Source organism: Yoonia sp. (assembly GCF_036007805.1).
GTDB lineage: Bacteria > Pseudomonadota > Alphaproteobacteria > Rhodobacterales > Rhodobacteraceae > Yoonia.
Window position 1 is genome coordinate 1 of the sequence record NZ_DASYOK010000232.1, and the last position, 18,733, is coordinate 18,733.

Below are 18,733 nucleotides of genomic sequence, written 5' to 3' on the forward strand. Positions count from 1 at the left end.
GCGTGTGGCGCTGATGACCGGCTGCGCGCAAAAGGCGCTGAACACCGATATCAATGATGCCACGATACGCCTGCTGACACGGCTTGGGGCCGAGGTTGTGGTGGCCGAAGGTGCGGGATGCTGTGGCGCGCTGACCCATCACATGGGCAAAGAGGCGGAAAGCCACGGGGCAGCGGCCAAGAACATCCGCGCCTGGACCCGCGAAATGGACAATGACGGGCTTGATGCCATCGTCATCAACACCTCGGGCTGCGGCACGACGGTGAAGGACTACGGCCATATGTTTCGTAATGATCCACTGGCCGAGGACGCCGCGCGCGTGTCCGCAATTGCGATGGATGTCTCCGAGGTTCTGATGAAGCTGGACCTGCCACAAGGTGACGACAAAGGCACCAAAGTGGCTTATCACGCCGCCTGTTCGCTGCAACATGGCCAGCAGATCAAAACCTATCCAAAGGAATTGCTGAAAAGGGCAGGCTTTACCGTGCTGGAACCTGCAGACAGCCACCTTTGCTGCGGCTCGGCCGGCACCTATAACCTGATGCAGCCTGAAATCTCAAAGCAGCTCAAGGCGCGCAAAGTGCAAACGCTGGAAGCGCTGACGCCGGACATTATCTCGGCAGGCAATATCGGCTGCATGATGCAGATCGGCAGCGGCACGGCCGTGCCGATTGTCCACACGGTCGAGCTTTTGGATTGGGCGACAGGCGGGCCGCAACCACCCGCGCTGACAGCACCTGGAAAAACCGAACCGCAAATTCCGATCTTGCGCTGATGTCATAATCCTGCCCTATCTATCAGTGACAAATAACTGATGATACGGATACGGATGATAAGGCAGCTTCTGGTCTCAGCGATCCTCGGGGTCGCAACGACGCTTGCAGCGCAGGCGCAAGACGCAGGTCTTGTGACGCTCCAGACGCGTCAGGACAGCCAGGGCTGGGAAGCCGTCGGGCGGCTTGATATCCGCGGCAAGGGGTTCTGTACGGCGGCATTGATCCGCGATCGTCTGATCCTGACCGCAGCGCACTGCCTTTATGATCTGGATGGTTCCCTGGTGTCGCCAGACCGGTTTTCGTTTCAGGCGGGGCTACGTGACGGGCAGGCACAGGCAACACGCGCCGTGACACGGGCGGTCGCACATCCGGACTATACCCATAACGGCGATGCAACCGATACCAGCGGTGTGGCCATTGATATCGCTGTTCTGGAACTGGACCGGCCGATCCGCAACACACGGATACTGCCTTATGCGATTGCCCAGCGCCCGATAACGGGTGATCAGGTTGGCGTTGTTTCCTACGGGCGCGGTCGGGAAGATGCGCCAAGCCTGCAACAGGTCTGCGATGTGCTCGGACGGCAGACCGGTGTGATCGTGATGACCTGCGATGTGGAGTACGGCTCAAGCGGGTCACCGGTATTCATGATGAACGATGGCGAGACGCGGATTGCCTCGGTCGTTTCGGCGATGGCGCAAATCAACGGGCAGAAAGTATCGCTTGGCACCTCGCTTGAAGGGCCGCTGAATGTCTTGCTGAGCCATTTTGCAACGCTTGGCCCTGCGCGTATCGGGGGTGTGCAACGGCTGATGCCAGGCGGCACACGCAATGACACGGGCGCGAAATTCGTCCAGCCCTGAGCCTCTTGAAAGCGAAAACAACCGCCCCCACATAATCTGTATCGGGATGCCAATGATGGGTCCCGTACAATCGGCCTGTCCCTAATGGGAAGGTCAAAACATTGTTATCGCTTAAGAAAAAGGATGACCCAAATGCGTGCATTTGATCTGACACCCCTCTACCGTGCCACCGTTGGCTTTGACCAGATCGCCGATCTGATGGATCGCGCCCTTGCCAGTGATGTTGGCCAGAACACCTATCCCCCTTACAACATCGAAAAAACCGATGATGACGCATGGCGTATCTCGATCGCTGTTGCCGGTTTTTCCGAAAATGATCTCGCGATTGAGGTCAAAGACCGTGCACTTCTTGTCACTGGCCGCAAAGCCTCGGACGACAGCGAGCGCAACTACCTCCACCGCGGCATCGCCACCCGCGCATTCGAGCGCCGCTTCCATCTGGCCGACCACGTGCGCGTAATCGGTGCGAGCCATGAAAACGGCATGCTGAATATTGAACTGGTCCGCGAAGTGCCCGAGGCGCTGAAACCACGGCGGATCGAGATTACGTCTGACGCAAAGAAAGACGCCAATCTGGTCGAGGCGAAGTCGGTTAACTAAGCCGACAAGACACAATCACAGCGACGCGCTACCCTAACGGGTGGCGCGTTTTTTAATGCGCTTCGGCCCAGTTTTTACCCTGCCCTGCATCAACCGCCAGTTTGACGTCCAGTTTCACCGCAGGGTCGCTCGCGTTTTCCATCACGTCCCGCGCGGCGGTAATCAGATCATCCGCCGCCTCTTCATTGACCTCAAAGATCAATTCGTCGTGCACCTGTAGCAGCATTTTGGCGGGCAACCCCTCTATCGCCGCAGGCATCCGGATCATGGCACGGCGGATCACATCCGCCGCGGTCCCCTGGATCGGCGCGTTGATGGCGGCGCGTTTGGCAAAGCCTGCTTGCGGCCCTTTGGCGTTGATCTCGGGCGTGTTGATCTTGCGCCCGAAGAGCGTCTGCACGTAGCCGTTGTCTTTGGCAAAGGCGATGGTGTCATCCATATATTTGCGGATACCCGGGAAACGTTCGAAATAGCGGTCGATGAAACCCTGCGCCTCGGCCCGCGGGATGCGCAGGTTGCGGGCAAGGCCGAAGCCAGAAATGCCGTAAATCACACCAAAGTTGATCGCTTTTGCCTGACGGCGCACATCCGGTGTCATCTCGTCCAGCGGCACATCAAACATTTCCGATGCCGTCATCGCATGAATGTCGATCCCGTCCAGAAACGCCTGTTTCAGCGCATCAATCCCCGCGATATGCGCCAGAATACGCAATTCGATCTGGGAATAATCGAGGCTGACAATCACCTTGCCGGGTTCGGCCACAAATGCCTCGCGAATGCGCCGCCCTTCCTCGGAGCGGACGGGAATGTTCTGCAAATTCGGATCGGTCGAGGCAAGGCGCCCCGTGTTCGCGCCTGCAATGGAATAGGAGGTGTGCACGCGCCCCGTTTCTTTGTTGATATGCTCTTGCAGGGCGTCCGTATAGGTCGATTTCAGCTTCGACAGTTGCCGCCAATCCAGGATGCGACGCGGCAAGTCGTGCAAGGTCGCCAAATCCTCAAGCACATCTGCGCCTGTCGAATAGGCCCCTGTCTTGCCGGTTGACGGCTTCTTTCCATCGGGCATTTCCAGCCCCATTTCATCAAACAGGATTTCACCCAACTGCTTGGGCGAACCAACGTTAAAAGGCCGCCCCGCCATTTCCTGAATTTCCGCCTCAAGCCCCGCCATTTTCTGGGCAAAGGCATTCGACATCCGGCTGAGCGTATCGCGATCAACCTTGATGCCGTTCCGCTCCATCTGGGCCAGCACAGGCACCAGCGGGCGTTCCATCGTTTCATAAACGGTTGTGACGCGGTTCACATGCAGTTGCGGTTTGAACTGCTGCCAAAGACGCAGGGTGATATCGGCATCTTCTGCCGCGTATTTCACGGCGTCATCGACGGGCACACGATCAAAGGTGATCGCGGATTTACCACTGCCCAACAAGGGTTTGATCGGGATCGGCGTATGCCCCAGATACCGTTCAGAGAGCGTGTCCATGCCGTGGTTATGCAGGCCAGCATTCATCGCATAGGACATGAGCATGGTGTCATCAATCGGGGCAACGGTGATATCAAGACGGGCAAAAATCTTGGTGTCATACTTCATGTTCTGCCCGATCTTCAGGACCGCGGCGTCCTCAAGCACGGGTTTAAGCATCGCCAGACACTCTTCCAAATCCATCTGGCCCTCGGCCATATCATCCGACCCGAACAGATCATCCGAAGACGCGGATTTATGGGTCAGCGGGATATAACAGGCCTGCCCTGCCGCGACACAAAGCGAAATACCGACAAGATCGGCAGTCATCTCGTTCAGGCCAGTGGTTTCGGTGTCGACCGCCACATACCCACGTTCCCGGATGCGGTCGATCCAGACCTGCAGGGCAGCCGCATCGCGCACACATTCATAGGCTTCAGCGTCGAAACCCACCTGTTCTGGTGTCGCGACATCTGTGGCTGCAGGGGTGGGTGCTTCGATGACAGGTGGCGCAACACCCAGCTTCTCGGCGATCCGCTTGCTCACCGTCCGGAATTCCATTTCGGCTAGGAACCCCATCAGAACCTCTGGATCAGGGTCGCGCACTTCCAGATCATCAAGGCCAAAATCCAGTGTCATGTTGCAATCAAGCTGCACGAGCTTTTTCGATAGCTCGATCTGCGCGCGATGTTCGATCAGGGTCTCGCGTCGCTTGGGTTGTTTGATCTCGCCCGCGCGGTCCAGCAGGCTTTCCAGATCGCCATATTCATTGATCAAAAGGGCGGCTGTCTTGATCCCGATCCCCGGCGCGCCCGGTACGTTGTCCACGCTGTCACCCGCCAAGGCCTGCACATCGACGACGCGGTCGGGGCCAACGCCGAACTTTTCAACGACGCCTTCGCTGTCGATGCGCTTGTTCTTCATCGGATCAAGCATTTCAACGCCATCGCCGACCAACTGCATCAGGTCTTTATCGGACGACACGATCGTGACACGCCCACCGGCATCACGGGCCTGATGTGCAAGGGTTGCGATAATGTCGTCGGCCTCGAACCCTTCCATTTCCTCGCAGGCGATATTGAACGCCTTGGTCGCAATACGGGTCAGCGGAATCTGCGGGCGCAATTCCTCTGGCATCGCCTCACGGTTGGCCTTGTACTGGTCGTACATATCGTTGCGGAATGTGTGGCTGCCCTTATCGAAAATCACGGCCACATGGGTTGCGGCATCGTTCCCATTGTTCCCGTCGACGTAGCGTTGCAACATGTTCACAAAACCGCTGACCGCACCAACAGGCAGGCCATCGGATTTGCGTGTGAGGGGCGGCAGCGCGTGATAAGCGCGGAAAATAAAGGCCGATCCGTCAATCAGATGCAGGTGACAGCCTTTGCCGAATTTCATTTCCATCGTTTCATCCCCTCATGTCTTGGGCGCAGATGTGCCATGATACGCATCATGGTTCCAGTGACCATCTGCCTTGCAGCGACACTTAGCGCAAAAGCGGGATGGGTCAGACTTTGCCCTCAAAGTCCTTATGCACAAGCTTGGCATCGCAATAAGGGCATTCAATCCAGCCTTGCTCACGCGGGATTTGAAGCCACACGCGGGGATGACCCAGCGCACCTTCGCCGCCGTCACAGGCCACGCGCCAATCGTTCACAATCTTTGTTTCGGGTGCGGGTGTGGACATGATCTTACCTGTCTGGTTGCCGCGGGGCACGCCCCGCCTTAAGTCTGCATCAGACATACCGCAGGCGCGGCGCAGGGGAAAGACAACATGACCGACAACGCCATAGAAATTCACGGGCTGAAAAAAACCTATGCCGCCACGGGGCGCAGCCCAGCCAAAGAAGCACTGAAGGGTGTCGATCTGAACATTCCGCGCGGATCAATCTTTGGTCTTTTGGGGCCGAATGGCGCGGGCAAATCGACGCTGATCAATATTCTGGCGGGGCTGGTGGTGAAAACCGAAGGTACCGTGAAGATCTGGGGGTTCGATCAGGACAAGAACCCGCGCCAATCCCGCGCGGCCATCGGGGTCATGCCGCAAGAGCCGCATCTGGACCCGTTCTTTACACCTGCAGGGTCGCTTGACGTACAGGCGGGGCTTTATGGTGTGCCCAAAAGCCAGCGCAAGACAGCGGAAATCCTCGAATTGATTGGCCTGACCGATAAGGCCGATGCCTATGCGCGCTCGCTTTCGGGTGGTATGCGGCGCAGGCTCTTGCTGGGCAAGGCTCTGGTGCATTCGCCGCAAATCCTTGTGCTGGATGAACCCACCGCAGGCGTTGATATCGAGTTGCGCAACATGCTTTGGCAGAATGTGCGCAACCTGAACGACGAAGGCATGACGATCATCCTGACGACCCATTACCTCGAAGAGGCCGAAGAGATGTGCGACGACATCGCCATCATCAACAACGGCGAGGTGATTGTGCGCGACAGCACGGCCAACCTGCTGGGACGACTGGACAGCAAAACGCTGGTGATTACACCCGACAGCCCCGCCGATCTGCCCGCCCTGCCCAATACGATTACCGGACAAAAGCTGGCCAATGGCATGCTGACCTTCACCTATCAAAGTGGCACAACACCCGCAGATCAGATCCTGAATATTGTGCGGGATGCCGGGATCACGATCAAGGATGTCAAAACCCAAGAGGCGCATCTGGAAGAGGTGTTCCTGTCGCTCACCTCTTCAAAGTAGCCATGGACTTTCCATGTCCCTTCAAACTTCCCCCGGAGGGCATCAAAATTCCTGAATTTTGATCAGCGCGCCAGCATCCGCCCCATGGGACGGCCACCCAGAATATGCATGTGGTAGTGCGGCACTTCCTGCACCCCGTGCGCGCGGGTGTTGGCAATCGCGCGGAACCCATCTTCGACGCCTGTCAGACGGCATACTTCGGCCACGGCCTGCATAAAGCCACTGTGTTCTTCAGCCGAAGCATCGCGGGCAAAGTGATCCAGGCTCATGTAGGGGCCTTTGGGAATGACAAGCACATGCACAGGCGCCTGTGGCGTGATGTCTTCAAAGGCCAGCGCATGATCGTTTTCATAAACGGTTTTGTTGGGGATTTCTCCGCGCAGGATTTTGGCAAAGATGTTCTGATCGTCGTAGGCGTATTCCATGGGTATCCTCAATCAACAAAAAGATGGGGGGTGTCTGCAAGCGTGCGTGCCACATCCGGTGACACGCTCAGAAACTGTGCAAGTGCTGATGCATTTTCGTCTGTCGTCGCCGTTTCCTTGATCCGGCTGGCATTCACAAATTGCGCATCGCGAATGGCCTCGCGCTCATAAACCATATCATGACGGATCGTTGGCAAAAGGCGCGCAAAGGTAGCCTCGCTGGTCTGAGGACCAGCAAGCCCCACCCGCATCGCATGACCGACCAGATAATCATCGTCAAAACCACATTCGATCTCAAGCAGGCGCACAGTCGCGCGGTCGGTGTAGAAATCCGTAATCAGATCGAGGCTTGATGTATCAAGACAGATCACCAAGCGGTCGCTGTCAAAATGATCGAAAAGCAGTCGCATCAAGGCACGCCGGTGCCGTCCGCGTTTCTGCAAAGAGGTCTCGATGCCGCCAAGGTCCGGTAGCGGGGTTTCATCTTCGTTAAAGAGGTACTCCAAAGCCGGCACATTTGTGTGATGCTGGATTGCGGCCACAAGACGTTTGGCGACATGCCATTTCTTGCACGCGATGATCATCAGCTCGCGACTGCGCCCGAGTGTCGTTTCATTCTCCCAGAACCGTGGCGCAAAGCGCCGCCCTACGCGGCCCCGACCCGTCAGGAACTGAAACAAGCTGCGCCCTTCGTCGGAAATCACAAAATCCATCCGGTCGCTGGCGTAGAGCGTACCAAGCTGGCTGCGCAAGTCTTCCGCTTCGGGGCTGATCTTGCGGGCAAAAAGCGATCCTTGCCCCAAGAGTAGCTCGTAATGATCGTTATAAAAGGTCACGGGCATACCATAGTCCGTGAACATCAGAAACGTCAGTGTGCGGTTCTCGATCTCGCGGGCAGGCACAAGATGGCGCACGAGGGTTTGAAAAAACGTCTCATCCGGTATCCAGGTTGTGCGGAAAAAGCGCATCACATCACGGCGGCTATAGGCGAACTCCAGGATCGCCTCGATCGTTTGACGGCGCAAACACCACCATTGGCTACCAATCATGATCTGCAAATCCTCGGGGATTTTGCGCGTCATCTTGAAACGCTTTTGCAGCTCTAGCGCGGTATAGAACCGGCGCTTCTGCGTCCGTTCGTTAAAGAAATGGCGGTAAACCAGCCGTTCCTCGCGAAAACCGGTCTTGATCCAGTTGCTGTCAAAAAAGTCATGGCTTTCGATGTAGTCCACATCGTTTGCATCCAGCAGCTCATGGGCAAATTTCGCAGACTTGATGGGCATGCAGTCGCCCGAAACCATGTAAAAATGCGTTGCGCGGGGAAACGCCGAAACTGCGGCTTCAACGGCATGCAGGGTCGCCTGCACGAGGCTCCACTCACCCCATCCACATTTCACGCGACGCTTGGCAAAGGCCACATTCTCGTTTCCGGCCAGCGCCGTTTTTATTTCGCTGAAATCAGATGCAGCAGCAGAGGCATCAAAGTGGATCGCAATATAGTCACCCGCTGCCGTCAACTGCTCTGCCTGCTGGATAATCGCCGCAGGGTTCTTGTGACACAGCAAGATAAAAGCGACACGTGCCATGTTTTCGTTCGATCCTCTTTCACAAGTCGTGCTCAAAGCTGTCATAACGCGAACAGACATTGAAGTTACAGGCTTTCTTTGCTTTGAAAGAACACAGTAATCGAAAAGGATTTCTGCGTGGCGAATTTTCCCGGAACCTGGATGACCGATAGCGAAAGCGTGGTTTACCGCGTGGTGCCTAAATGCGCCTGCTCGACCATTGGTCAGATCATGTACTATTCAGACCATGGCGCGTTTTTTGACGGTGACATCCATGATGCCAAGACGGGCATCCATAAATGGGCACTGGACGACAGCAAGCCGCTGATTGAGCGGAACGTGGCAGCGCATCAAAGCTATGCGTTTACCTGTGTGCGCAATCCCTACACGCGCATCCTGTCGTCTTTCTTTGACAAAATTTGCGGCGTGCAACGCAATGGCAAATACTATCGCGGCAATCTGGTGCCGCTACTGATCCAAAAATACGGGATCGAGGTAGGCGACCCCGAAAGCGGCTTTGAGTTCGACCAGATCAAGAGCTTTCGCCGTTTCCTGCTGTTTGCGCGCGATACCATCCGCTGGCGGCGCCCGATGGAGCCAGATATCCACTGGTCGGCCATGTCCGGCCATATCTCGACCTTCATTGTGAACGGCGGGCGTTACGACAGCATCTTCTGGACCGAGAAATTCAATGACGGAATGCAGCAGGTGCTGGACGGCATCGAAACCAAACATCCGGTCGATCTGGCGCAGATACCGCGTTTTAACGAAAGCGAAGGGCACGGCCCCAAACGTGCCCATCCTGTCGAGGATTACTTCGACGATCTGTCCATGCATATCGTCTATGAGATCTACAAAAAGGACTTTCGTATCTTCAAATACGATTTCGAAAATCCCGCCAACAAGATGCCCATTGGCGAGATTGATCTCGATGAGGTTCACGCCAAACTTGGCTGACACTCGACATTTGCGCGGCATGGCCTAACTCTCTGATCGTAAAGACGAAGGATGTGGTCTTATGTCGGTCGTATTGATCCTGGGCAGTGGCCCGAATGTCGTAAAATGCCGTGCGTGGCCGCGTGATCCTTTTGACCGGATCGTGGCGATCAATAACGCCTGGGCCGTGCGCCCTGATTGGGATGAACTGATCCATCCTGACGACTTCCCTGTTGAGCGGATGCCGGTGGATTTATCTGCCCACCAACGGATCATTCGTGCTGCGGATTATGTCCCGCTGCAAAATACACTGGGTGGCTTTGTCTATGCCGGTGGCACGATGGCCTTTACTGCGTCCTATTGGGCTTTGGCCGCGCTCAAGCCACGGGTTATTGCCGTCTTGGGCTGCGATATGGTTTACGGCGACGCCAGCAAAACCCATTTCTACGGGAAAGGTACTGCCGATCCCCTGCGCGCGGACGTCTCACTCCGGTCTCTGGAAGCAAAATCTGCACGCTTGATGGCATTGGCCGCGCGCCAAGGCTGCGCGATGGTCAACCTGTCAACCGACGAAAGCAGGCTGGTGTTTCCGCGCGCCACACCAGAGACAGCCGCAGATGCCAAGCCGCTGTCACCAAACGAAGCGGTTATTGATGCCGCATTGGCCGAAGAGGAACGACTGGGGTATTATGTCCCCTCCGGCAAATACTGGAAAGAGGAAAGCCGCTTTGATGTGGCCGCCATAGATGCGCTGGATGCGCTTTGGCTTAAAGCAGTCCCTGCCCTCTGAACAAAGCTTTCAGATCCGCCTCGGGGCGCGCACCGATGTGGCTGATCACCTCGGATGCGGCGACATTGCCCATCATCGCGCAGGTCTGCAGATCGTGACCATTGGTCAGCCCCCACAGAAACGCCCCGGCAAAGAGATCACCTGCACCGGTGGCGTCAACAATCTGTGTCGGCACAGCAGGCACATGCCAGCGTTGGCCCTCGGCCAAAACATGCACGCCGTTCTCACTGTCAGTACAGGCGACAATCGTCACCTCTGACGCGGCCTGCGCCAGAGCCGCATCAAAATCTTCAGTCTGATACATCGACCGCATTTCAGCACGATTGCAGAACAGCAGATCCACGTGATCGCGGATCATATCGCGGAAAGCATCTCGGTGCCGCTCAATGCAGAAAGGGTCAGAAAGGGTCAGGGACACGCGCCCGCCCGCGCCCTTGCAGGCCGCAACGGCCTTGGCGAAAGCGGCATGACTATCGGGGCCGTCAAAACGGTAGCCTTCAAGATAAATCCATTCGGCTTCGGCCATCTGGGCTTCGTCAATGTCATCCGCAGAGAGGAATTCAGTGACGCCCAGATAGGTGTTCATCGACCGCTCGCCATCAGGGGTGACAAGCACGATGCAACGACCTGTCTCGGCCTCTTCCGACTTGGGCGCCATCTTGGTGTCATAACCTGCACCCTGCGCGCGCAGATCATGGGCAAAGATCGCGCCCAACTGGTCGTCCTTCACCTTACCCACATAGGCCGTGCGCCCGCCCAGATGCGCAATACCCGCAATCGTATTTGCCGCCGACCCGCCGCTGATCTCTTTGGCGGGACCAACGCGGGAATAAAGATCAACCGCGCGGTCCATGTCGATCAGTTGCATGATGCCTTTCTCAACACCGGCCTCGGCCAGAAATGCATCTTCGGCGCGCGCCAGAACATCGACCATCGCATTGCCGATGCCCACGACCTGATACTTTTTCATAGGTTTTTATCCTCAAACATACAAAGATCGCGGATCAGACAGCCCGCGCATTTCGGTTTACGTGCCACACAGGTGTAGCGGCCATGCAGGATCATCCAGTGATGCGCATGGAGTTGAAAATCTGCCGGAATATGGTCTTCGATCGCGCGTTCGACCGCATCCACATCCTTGCCTGGTGCTACACCGCTGCGGTTACCAAAACGGAAAATATGGGTGTCGACGGCTTGGGCCGGTTGTTGCCACCACATATTCAGCACCACATTGGCTGTTTTACGCCCGACACCGGGCAAAGATTGCAAGGCCGCGCGGGAATTGGGAACAACCCCACCGTATTCGTCGACCAGAATCTGACTCATCTTGATGACGTTCTTGGCCTTTTGCCGGAACAGGCCAATGGTCTTGATATGCTCGGTCACACCCTCAAGCCCGAGGTCGAGCATTTTCTGGGGTGTATCGGCAATCTTGAACAACTCACGCGTCGCCTTGTTCACACCTGCGTCAGTGGCCTGCGCCGACAACGCGACTGCCACGACAAGCGTGTAGACGTTCACATGCTCAAGCTCGCCTTTGGGTTCAGGCTCTGCTGCATGGAACCGCTCAAAGATCGCGCGGATAGTATGATAATCAAGCTGTTTGGCCATGGCGTCCGGTATGCCTTGAAGCCCGAAAAGGGGCAAGCGCGGATGCGCAATTTTCGGGTCGCTTCACCGGTGTATTGCCCATAGCTTGAACGCATGGAACAGAATGACACCTATCATTATCACGTGATGCGCCGCGCGATTGCGGCGATTGACGCGGCAGGCGATACCCCGCTCCCACTGGCCGATCTGGCCGCCGAGATGAACATGAGCCCCGCGCATTTTCAGCGCCTCTTTTCTACGTGGGTGGGCGTGTCGCCCAAGCGTTACCAGCAGTATTTGACACTGGGCCATGCCAAGACGCTGCTACGTGACCGGTTCACCACGCTGGAAACGGCCCATGCCGTTGGCCTGTCGGGCAGTGGCCGCTTGCACGATCTCTTTGTGCGCTGGGAGGCAATGAGCCCCGGTGACTATGCCCGCGACGCGGCGGACCTCACAATCCGCTGGGGGTGGTTTGACAGCCCCTTTGGTCCTGCCTTGGTGATGGGCACCACGCGCGGGATTTGCGGGCTCGCCTTCGCTGCCGAGGCCGGGCCGGATGAAGCCTTGGCCGATCTGAAGTCTCGCTGGCCCAAAGCCACCTATCTCGAAGACCCCGACGCCCTTTCCCCTTGGGCGACAGCCGCCCTTGGCATGACTGGTGAGACGCGACTGCACATGATTGGCGCACCATTTCAGCTCAAGGTCTGGGAGGCGCTGCTGACCATCCCCTCGGGCCATGTAACCACCTATTCCGAAATCGCGCAGGCAATCGGCAGCCCCAAGGCCGTGCGCGCCGTTGGTACTGCGGTCGGGCGCAATCCTGTCAGCTGGCTGATTCCCTGCCACCGCGCCTTGCGCAAATCAGGCGCACTCGGGGGGTATCATTGGGGGCTACCGGTCAAGCGCGCCATGCTGGCATGGGAAGCTGCAAGGGCCGATGCTGCGCCGCTAAACCTTTAGCATAAGCAAAACCCTGCTGGTTCTGACGCCGTTATTGGATATCATGGCAGAAACGGGCATAAGCTAACCCATCACATAGGTGCACCTATTGCACCGATATTAAATGGAACCATGACCATGAAATTTTCGAAATTCCCTCTCGTTGTTGCCGCAGCCTCGCTGACCCTTATCGCTGCTTGCGATGAAACTGGCCCGAACCAGATGCAGAACACACAACAGGGTGCCGCAATCGGCGCAGGTGCCGGCGCACTTCTGGGTGTGATCGCCAACAGCGGTGGCTCGGTCGAAGATCGCCAGCGCGGCGCATTGATCGGCGCGGCACTGGGTGGCGGTGTTGGTGCAGGCGTCGGCAACAGCCTTGACCGTCAGGCAGAAGACCTGCGCCGCTCGCTGCGTAGCGATGTCGGCATATCCAACAACGGCCGCAACCTTGTTGTCGTTCTCAGCCAGGACCTGTTGTTCGCAACAAATAGCACCCAGGTGTCCAGCACCTCGCAAAACGAACTGCGCATCGTTGCGAATTCCCTGAACCAATATCCAAACACAACGGTGAACGTGATCGGCCACACCGACAACGTCGGTGACGCATCCTTCAACCAAGGCCTGTCCGAGCGCCGCGCGCAAGCCGTTAGTGCGATCCTGATAGGCGGCGGCGTTTCACCTGTCCGTATCCGGTCGATCGGCGCTGGCGAAAACAACCCGATTGCATCGAACCTGAATGCAGCGGGCCGCCAGATGAACCGCCGTGTGGAAATCGTGATTACGCCAAACTAAGGCGCAGCTTCTTTCAGTTTGTATCGGAGGAGCCGCAGTGATGCGGCTCCTCTTTCTTATTGTGGAGAGGGGTCGTTGGTCATATCATTTGACCAATACATCGCGAAAGATCACATGCCTTTTGAACCGGTCAGCCAAGAAAAACTCTCGCATGGCGTTGTGCGCCAGATCGAAGGATTGATTCTGCGCGGCATCCTGCGCCCCGGCGAACGGCTACCCTCCGAGCGTGAACTCAGCGAACGGATGAGCGTGTCGCGCCCCTCCCTGCGCGAGGCCCTGTCAGAATTGCAGGAGCGTGGCTTGCTGGCGTCCAAGGCCGGTGCCGGCGTCTATGTCGCCGATGTACTGGGCTCTGCCTTTGCGCCAGCATTGGTCACGCTCTTCTCAACCCATGATGAGGCAGTGTTCGACTACATCAGCTTTCGCCGTGACATGGAGGGGCTGGCGGCAGAGCGGGCTGCGCGATTGGCCAGCGATACCGACCTACAGGTCATCAACGCCATTTTTGAAAAGATGGAAGCCGCGCATCAGAAACGCAATCCTGCCGATGAGGCTCATCTGGACGCTGATTTTCACCTGTCCATCATCGAGGCCAGTCACAACATTATCATGCTGCACATGATGCGGTCGATGTACGAGCTGCTGCGCGAAGGCGTGTTCTATAACCGCACAATCATGTTCAAGCAGCGCATGACGCGCGACGCGCTTTTGGAGCATCACCGGATCATCAACACGGCTTTGCAGAACCGCGATCCAGCAGCGGCGCGCAAAGCGGTTGAGACGCATCTGAATTTTGTCGAAGCCTCACTGTCGGATCACAAGAAGTCCGAACGCAATGAGGTCTTTGCCCAAAAGCGGCTGGAACACGAAGGCTGGCGCTAATCCGCACGCCCTTTGCGGATCATATCTGTCCAGAGCCAGATCGAGATGACGGCCTGAATGGCAATGCCGATCAGCGCGTAAGGATGCAGGATTGCTGCGATCTGGCCAAGGATCACCGCCATATTCCAGAACCAGTGCCAGATGATCAAAGGCCAGAGGTTGCCAATGCGGATCGCGATCGGGGCAAGAAAGAACCCCACCAAAAACGCAAAGAGTACTTGCAACGATGTTTCTGACGCTCCTTGCCCCGCGAGGCGGTTAACAAAATGAAAAAGACCGAATGAAAAGGCACTCAGAAACATCGCAAGCGGCAGAGCAAGCCGTGTCATCGCGCCCCGAAGCAAGATGCCCCGAAAGGCGAGTTCTTCTCCGAAGGCAATCAAAAATGTCGTGACGATCAGCAGCATGATCCCGGCAGCGCCCAAGCCTGAAATCGTCTGCGCAGTGAGCGCCTGCACAATACCTACGGCCATCACGGCAAGGATCACCCAGCTTGGCAGAAACCAGAGCAAACCCGACCATTCCAACCGCCCGAACCCGACCGAACGCCAACCTGCATAGCGCATCACAAGGGCGGTACAAAAAAGGACTGCCATCAGTTGAACGGGTAGCAGAAGCAACAACGCAAATCTCAGAGTGCTCGGCTCCGGGCGCATAACAAAAACATAGGCCGTCCCGACAGCGATAATCGCAGTATAGACAACTGCGGCCATTATCCCGAGCCGGAGGCTAGGCATCGACAATACTCCTGCACTGCGCCCCAGATGCCAGTCTCAGAGACACCACCTGCATCTGTCAACGAAAAAGCCCGACTGCGCATAACGCGATCGGGCTTCCTGAAAATAAATGTTTCGGGCCTAGTGCATTTTTTCTGCAACCGTGCCGATGGCGTCATCAATCAACGCGCCAGCCGCATTTGCATCCATCTGTTTGGCCATGACGTCTTTGGCAACCGCAACAGCCACAGAAACGGCTTCGTCGCGGACCTCTTTCACTGCAGAGGCCTGCGCACTCAGGATCTGCTCTTCAGCGGCAGCAAGACGACGCGTGATCGACTTGGCGATATCGTCTTTTGCCGCAGCGGCCGCATTGGTGGCCTCTTCTTTCGCAGCCGATACGATCCGCGCAGCCTGTTCCTGCACTTCTTTTTGCTTGCGCTCATAGCTGGCCAGAAGGGCCTGTGCTTCTTCACGCAATGCTTTCGCTTCATCCAACTCGGCTCTGATGTTGTCCGCACGCTTGTCCAGCATGCCGCCAACAAGGCCGGGAACTTTGAAGTAGAGCAGAATTCCGATGAAGATCAGAAATGCGATCGTGACGACAAAATCTGTGTTTGCCAGCGAAAAGAACGGTTTGTCACCGGCAGCAAGTGCAGGGCTTGCGGCAAAGGCGAAAAGGGATGTGAGCATCAGTCTCATGGTTTATCCCTTCATCCGTGCAGTGACGGCAGCGGTGATCGTTTTCGCGTCAGCAGTGCCACCCATTGCGACAACCAGTTCCTTGGCTGTGGCCTTGGCAACTTCTGTCACGCTCTTGACTGCACCCTCGCGAATTTCAGCAATCGCCGCTTCGCTCTCGGCCGTCTTGGCAGCAATCTGTGCATCAGCTTTTTGAAGCTCGACATCCAGTTCCGCCTGAATTTCCGCCTTTGCTTCGGCCACGATCTTGTTGGCTTCGGCGCGCGCATCCAAGAGCGCTTGATCATAGGCCGCTTCGGCTTGCGCTGCTTTGTTCTTCAGTTCTTCGGCTGCAGCAATATCATTGGTGATAGTGCCGGAACGCTCTGCAAGGACCGCACTGATGCGAGGCAGCGCGACGCGGGACATCACGAAATAGACTGCGATAAGCGTAATAACCAGCCAGAAGATCTGGTTGGGCATCCAATCTGCGCAAAGCTGCGGCATGCCAAGGGCGGACCCCCCTGCATCAACGCAAACTCCTGCGACGTCTGTTGTTTCTGTTGCCATTATGGCCCCCGAATACCTTGAATGTTTACCTGATGGCCGCGGTCACGCGCCCATCAGGCCGTAAGGATATGGGTGTGCTCTTAGACTGCGAACATAAGCAGAAGCGACACGAGGAACGCGAAGATCCCCAGAGCTTCGGCAAATGCCAGACCGATGAACAGTGTTGCTGTCTGACCAGCAGCAGCGGATGGGTTGCGCAGTGCGCCTGCCAGGTAGTTACCTGCTACGTTGCCAACACCCAGTGCAGCCAAACCTGAACCGATTGCCGCAATGCCTGCGCCGATGTGTGCGAGATCGCCTTCCATGTGAATTCTCCTTACGATTGGAAGTTGAGTAGAGTGGCGGGAAACCCCACCGTTGTTAGTGTGCGGGATGAAGTGCGTCTTTGAGGTATACGCACGTCAAGATGGTGAAAACGTAAGCCTGGATGCCGCAAACAAGGATCTCCAGACCATAGATCGCGATAATGCCGAGGATCGCAGCGGGACTAATCAGCGCCGCAGCAGCAAAGGTCGCGAACACTTTCAGCACGACGTGACCGGCTGCGATGTTGCCAGCCAAACGAATGGACAGGCTGACCGGGCGTACGAAGTAGGAAATGATTTCGATAATCGCGATGATCGGGCGCAAGAATGCAGGTGCATCCGACATCCAGAAAAGACCAAGGAACGCAGGGCCGTTCTTGACGAAGCCAAGGATTGTGATCGCGATAAATACGCCAAAACCCAAAATCACGGTAACCGCGATCATCGAGGTCGGCGAATATGACATCGGGATCAGGGCAAGATAGTTCGAGAACAGAATGAACAGGAACAGCGACATGATGTATGGGAAGTATTTCACCCCGTCCTTGCCGGTGACGTCCTCGACCATCTTGTAAATGAAACCGTAGAGAAGCTCACCAACGGATTGCAGGCGCGTTGGAATGATCGCACGGCCACGGCTGCCCAGTACAAAGACCGCAATAATTGCCAAAAGCGCGATCGCCATCCAGAGCGTCACGTTCGTCGGTGTATACCAGCTTACGGGACCATCACCGAACAACGGCTTGACGATAAATTGGTCCAGCGGGTGGAATTGGAATACGGAACCACCTTCGGAGTACTCTTCAGTCGCCACGTGCTTCACCCTCTTCTGTCGCAGCCGCAAGCTGCTTTCGTTGAACCTCTTTGGCTGATCGCACCATGGTCATCACACCAGCCGCGAGGCCAAAAAATATAAACAGCACCAGAAATATCGGCATGGTCCCAAAGAAGGTATCCAGCCCGTATCCGATGCCAAATCCGATCCCGAGACCGGACACAAGCTCGATCACCATCCGCCAGGCAAGTTGCACCTGAGAATAGTGTTCTTCCGAATGGTCCTTGACCTCAGCCGGAGCTTTCAGCGCTGCAATCTTCGCTTCAAGTGCTTTGAGGCGCGCGGCGTCTTCGCTTTCAGCCATTGGTATAACCCCTCGGAAGGTTGCAGATGGTTTAGGGTGCAGTGGTATGAGAGTCAATAGAACTCGAAGTACCCATAAATGTAGCAATAACAGACACTTAAATTGGCGTGGAATTGCGAAATATCCGGTGCACTGCACAACGGCAACGCATAGCGATATTCAACCAAATGGTTGACGTTTCCACGGCGTGCCGCTTAATCGACGCCATGACCACCCAACTTGACCAAACCTTTGCGGCATTGGCCGACCCGACACGGCGTGCGATCCTTGCGATGCTGCTTGAGGACGATATGGCCGTCACCGACGTTGCGGAACCGTTCCAGATGTCATTGGCCGCGATCTCCAAGCACCTAGGCGTGTTGACCGCAGCAGGGCTGATCTCGCAAGAAAAGCGCGGGCGGGTGAAATGGTGCAAGCTGGAACCGGACGCCTTGCGCGAAGCCTCGGTCTGGATGCAGGCCTTCGGGCAAATGGACGCGATTGATCTGGACGCATTTGAGACATTTCTGGCGCAACAGCTCGGCGCGTAAGGTGAATCCTGATCCACCGTACCATGCAGGCCTACATTTAGAACATGCGCTGGTGACCTGTCAGGCCTGATCGAACCGCGCACGCGACGCCGCAATCTGGTTTTCTTGCGAGATCGCCCAATCCACCATCTGGGACAGTGGCGCCAGAAACGACTGCCCCAGTTCAGACAGGCGGTATTCAACACTGGGTGGTTTGGTGTCGAAAACCTGCCGAATGACCAGACCGTCCCTTTCCAGATCGCGCAAGGACTGCGTCAGCATCCGTTTGGAAATATCAGGCAGCGCGCGGCCAAGCGCGTTAAATCGTTGCGGTCCCGCCGCAAGCTCAAGCACGATCAGGCTGGTCCATTTGGCCGCAACGTGATCGAGGATGCTGCGCACAGGGCAATTCTCAAGCGTGAAGCCCGCCTCTTTCAGCTGCAGTGGCCGCCTGCCTGTCACCTGATTCATAGCGGTTCC

The 18,733-nt window shown here is 56.6% G+C and carries 23 protein-coding genes; 10 read left to right on the forward strand and 13 right to left on the reverse strand.

Annotation, left to right across the window (positions count from 1 at the left end; genetic code table 11):
- The 3 genes from VGP75_RS12640 to VGP75_RS12650 form a co-directional block, all read left to right on the forward strand.
- A partial coding sequence (locus tag VGP75_RS12640; protein ID WP_327544012.1) for a heterodisulfide reductase-related iron-sulfur binding cluster occupies positions 1-775 on the forward strand: 775 nt, incomplete at its 5' end.
- Between the two features lie 54 nt (positions 776-829).
- A complete protein-coding gene (locus VGP75_RS12645; protein WP_327544013.1) occupies positions 830-1,639 on the forward strand; it encodes a trypsin-like serine peptidase in 810 nt (269 codons plus the stop codon).
- Positions 1,640-1,771: 132 nt separating this feature from the next.
- Entirely contained in the window at positions 1,772-2,239 is a 468-nt protein-coding gene (locus tag VGP75_RS12650; RefSeq protein ID WP_327544014.1) for an Hsp20 family protein, read from the forward strand.
- Positions 2,240-2,291: 52 nt separating this feature from the next.
- On the opposite strand, the gene polA is transcribed toward VGP75_RS12650, so the two are convergent.
- Both polA and VGP75_RS12660 read right to left on the reverse strand, forming a co-directional pair.
- On the reverse strand, positions 2,292-5,108 hold the full coding sequence (polA, locus tag VGP75_RS12655) for a DNA polymerase I (RefSeq protein ID WP_327544015.1): 2,817 nt from the start codon (positions 5,106-5,108) through the stop codon (positions 2,292-2,294).
- A gap of 103 nt (positions 5,109-5,211) precedes the next feature.
- Entirely contained in the window at positions 5,212-5,391 is a 180-nt protein-coding gene (locus VGP75_RS12660) for a zinc-finger domain-containing protein (RefSeq protein ID WP_327544016.1), read from the reverse strand.
- An 87-nt stretch (positions 5,392-5,478) separates the two neighbouring features.
- Here VGP75_RS12660 and VGP75_RS12665 point away from each other — a divergent pair, with 87 nt between their 5' ends.
- Positions 5,479-6,408, forward strand: coding sequence for an ABC transporter ATP-binding protein (locus VGP75_RS12665; RefSeq protein WP_327544017.1), 930 nt, complete (start codon positions 5,479-5,481; stop codon positions 6,406-6,408).
- A 62-nt stretch (positions 6,409-6,470) separates the two neighbouring features.
- Here the strand turns inward: VGP75_RS12665 and VGP75_RS12670 are convergent, their stop codons facing one another.
- A complete protein-coding gene (locus tag VGP75_RS12670) occupies positions 6,471-6,833 on the reverse strand; it encodes a histidine triad nucleotide-binding protein (RefSeq protein ID WP_327544018.1) in 363 nt (120 codons plus the stop codon).
- Positions 6,834-6,841: 8 nt separating this feature from the next.
- Positions 6,842-8,419: a DUF5928 domain-containing protein gene (locus tag VGP75_RS12675; RefSeq protein WP_327544019.1), complete on the reverse strand. Its 1,578-nt coding sequence runs from the start codon at positions 8,417-8,419 to the stop codon at positions 6,842-6,844.
- A 141-nt stretch (positions 8,420-8,560) separates the two neighbouring features.
- On the opposite strand from VGP75_RS12675, the gene VGP75_RS12680 reads away from it, so the two are divergent.
- Both VGP75_RS12680 and VGP75_RS12685 read left to right on the forward strand, forming a co-directional pair.
- Entirely contained in the window at positions 8,561-9,355 is a 795-nt protein-coding gene (locus tag VGP75_RS12680) for a sulfotransferase family protein (protein WP_327544049.1), read from the forward strand.
- A gap of 61 nt (positions 9,356-9,416) precedes the next feature.
- Positions 9,417-10,124, forward strand: a complete 708-nt coding sequence (locus tag VGP75_RS12685; RefSeq protein WP_327544020.1) for a hypothetical protein — start codon at positions 9,417-9,419, stop codon at positions 10,122-10,124.
- Here the strand turns inward: VGP75_RS12685 and VGP75_RS12690 are convergent.
- Together VGP75_RS12690 and nth are read right to left on the reverse strand one after the other, a co-directional pair.
- Complete coding sequence (locus VGP75_RS12690) at positions 10,102-11,094, reverse strand: adenosine kinase (RefSeq protein ID WP_327544021.1); 993 nt, start codon at positions 11,092-11,094, stop codon at positions 10,102-10,104. The two genes, VGP75_RS12685 and VGP75_RS12690, sit on opposite strands and share 23 nt — an antisense overlap.
- Positions 11,091-11,735 (reverse strand): endonuclease III, encoded by a 645-nt coding sequence (gene nth / locus VGP75_RS12695; RefSeq protein WP_327544022.1) that lies wholly within the window; start codon positions 11,733-11,735, stop codon positions 11,091-11,093. The genes VGP75_RS12690 and nth overlap by 4 nt, the downstream gene beginning before the upstream one ends.
- Before the next feature lie 93 nt (positions 11,736-11,828).
- Between nth and VGP75_RS12700 the strand changes: the two genes are divergently transcribed.
- From VGP75_RS12700 to VGP75_RS12710, 3 genes are all read left to right on the forward strand, one after another.
- Entirely contained in the window at positions 11,829-12,677 is an 849-nt protein-coding gene (locus VGP75_RS12700) for a methylated-DNA--[protein]-cysteine S-methyltransferase (protein ID WP_327544023.1), read from the forward strand.
- 117 nt (positions 12,678-12,794) lie between these two features.
- Entirely contained in the window at positions 12,795-13,451 is a 657-nt protein-coding gene (locus VGP75_RS12705; protein ID WP_327544024.1) for a YiaD family glycine zipper/OmpA-like lipoprotein, read from the forward strand.
- 114 nt (positions 13,452-13,565) lie between these two features.
- Complete coding sequence (locus VGP75_RS12710; protein WP_327544025.1) at positions 13,566-14,333, forward strand: FadR/GntR family transcriptional regulator; 768 nt, start codon at positions 13,566-13,568, stop codon at positions 14,331-14,333.
- Here the strand turns inward: VGP75_RS12710 and VGP75_RS12715 are convergent.
- From VGP75_RS12715 to VGP75_RS12740, 6 genes are all read right to left on the reverse strand, one after another.
- Entirely contained in the window at positions 14,330-15,070 is a 741-nt protein-coding gene (locus VGP75_RS12715; RefSeq protein WP_327544026.1) for a CPBP family intramembrane glutamic endopeptidase, read from the reverse strand. The genes VGP75_RS12710 and VGP75_RS12715 overlap by 4 nt on opposite strands.
- 120 nt (positions 15,071-15,190) lie before the next feature.
- The gene (locus tag VGP75_RS12720; protein ID WP_327544027.1) at positions 15,191-15,751 is read right to left on the reverse strand and encodes a F0F1 ATP synthase subunit B; all 561 of its coding nucleotides are present in this window, start codon (positions 15,749-15,751) and stop codon (positions 15,191-15,193) included.
- Positions 15,752-15,754: 3 nt separating this feature from the next.
- Positions 15,755-16,300 carry a F0F1 ATP synthase subunit B' gene (locus VGP75_RS12725; RefSeq protein ID WP_327544028.1) on the reverse strand — a complete coding sequence of 182 codons (546 nt, stop codon included), beginning with the start codon at positions 16,298-16,300 and terminating at the stop codon, positions 15,755-15,757.
- Between the two features lie 80 nt (positions 16,301-16,380).
- Positions 16,381-16,605, reverse strand: coding sequence for a F0F1 ATP synthase subunit C (locus VGP75_RS12730; RefSeq protein WP_055293956.1), 225 nt, complete (start codon positions 16,603-16,605; stop codon positions 16,381-16,383).
- A 55-nt stretch (positions 16,606-16,660) separates the two neighbouring features.
- A complete protein-coding gene (locus tag VGP75_RS12735) occupies positions 16,661-17,419 on the reverse strand; it encodes a F0F1 ATP synthase subunit A (protein WP_055293954.1) in 759 nt (252 codons plus the stop codon).
- Positions 17,409-17,744, reverse strand: coding sequence for an AtpZ/AtpI family protein (locus tag VGP75_RS12740; protein WP_327544029.1), 336 nt, complete (start codon positions 17,742-17,744; stop codon positions 17,409-17,411). Before VGP75_RS12740 ends, VGP75_RS12735 begins: the two co-directional genes overlap by 11 nt.
- A gap of 206 nt (positions 17,745-17,950) precedes the next feature.
- Here VGP75_RS12740 and VGP75_RS12745 point away from each other — a divergent pair, with 206 nt between their 5' ends.
- Positions 17,951-18,274 carry an ArsR/SmtB family transcription factor gene (locus VGP75_RS12745; protein ID WP_327544030.1) on the forward strand — a complete coding sequence of 108 codons (324 nt, stop codon included), beginning with the start codon at positions 17,951-17,953 and terminating at the stop codon, positions 18,272-18,274.
- Between the two features lie 60 nt (positions 18,275-18,334).
- Here VGP75_RS12745 and VGP75_RS12750 read toward each other — a convergent pair whose 3' ends face one another.
- Entirely contained in the window at positions 18,335-18,724 is a 390-nt protein-coding gene (locus VGP75_RS12750) for a winged helix-turn-helix transcriptional regulator (RefSeq protein WP_327544031.1), read from the reverse strand.
- Positions 18,725-18,733: the final 9 nt, after the last annotated feature.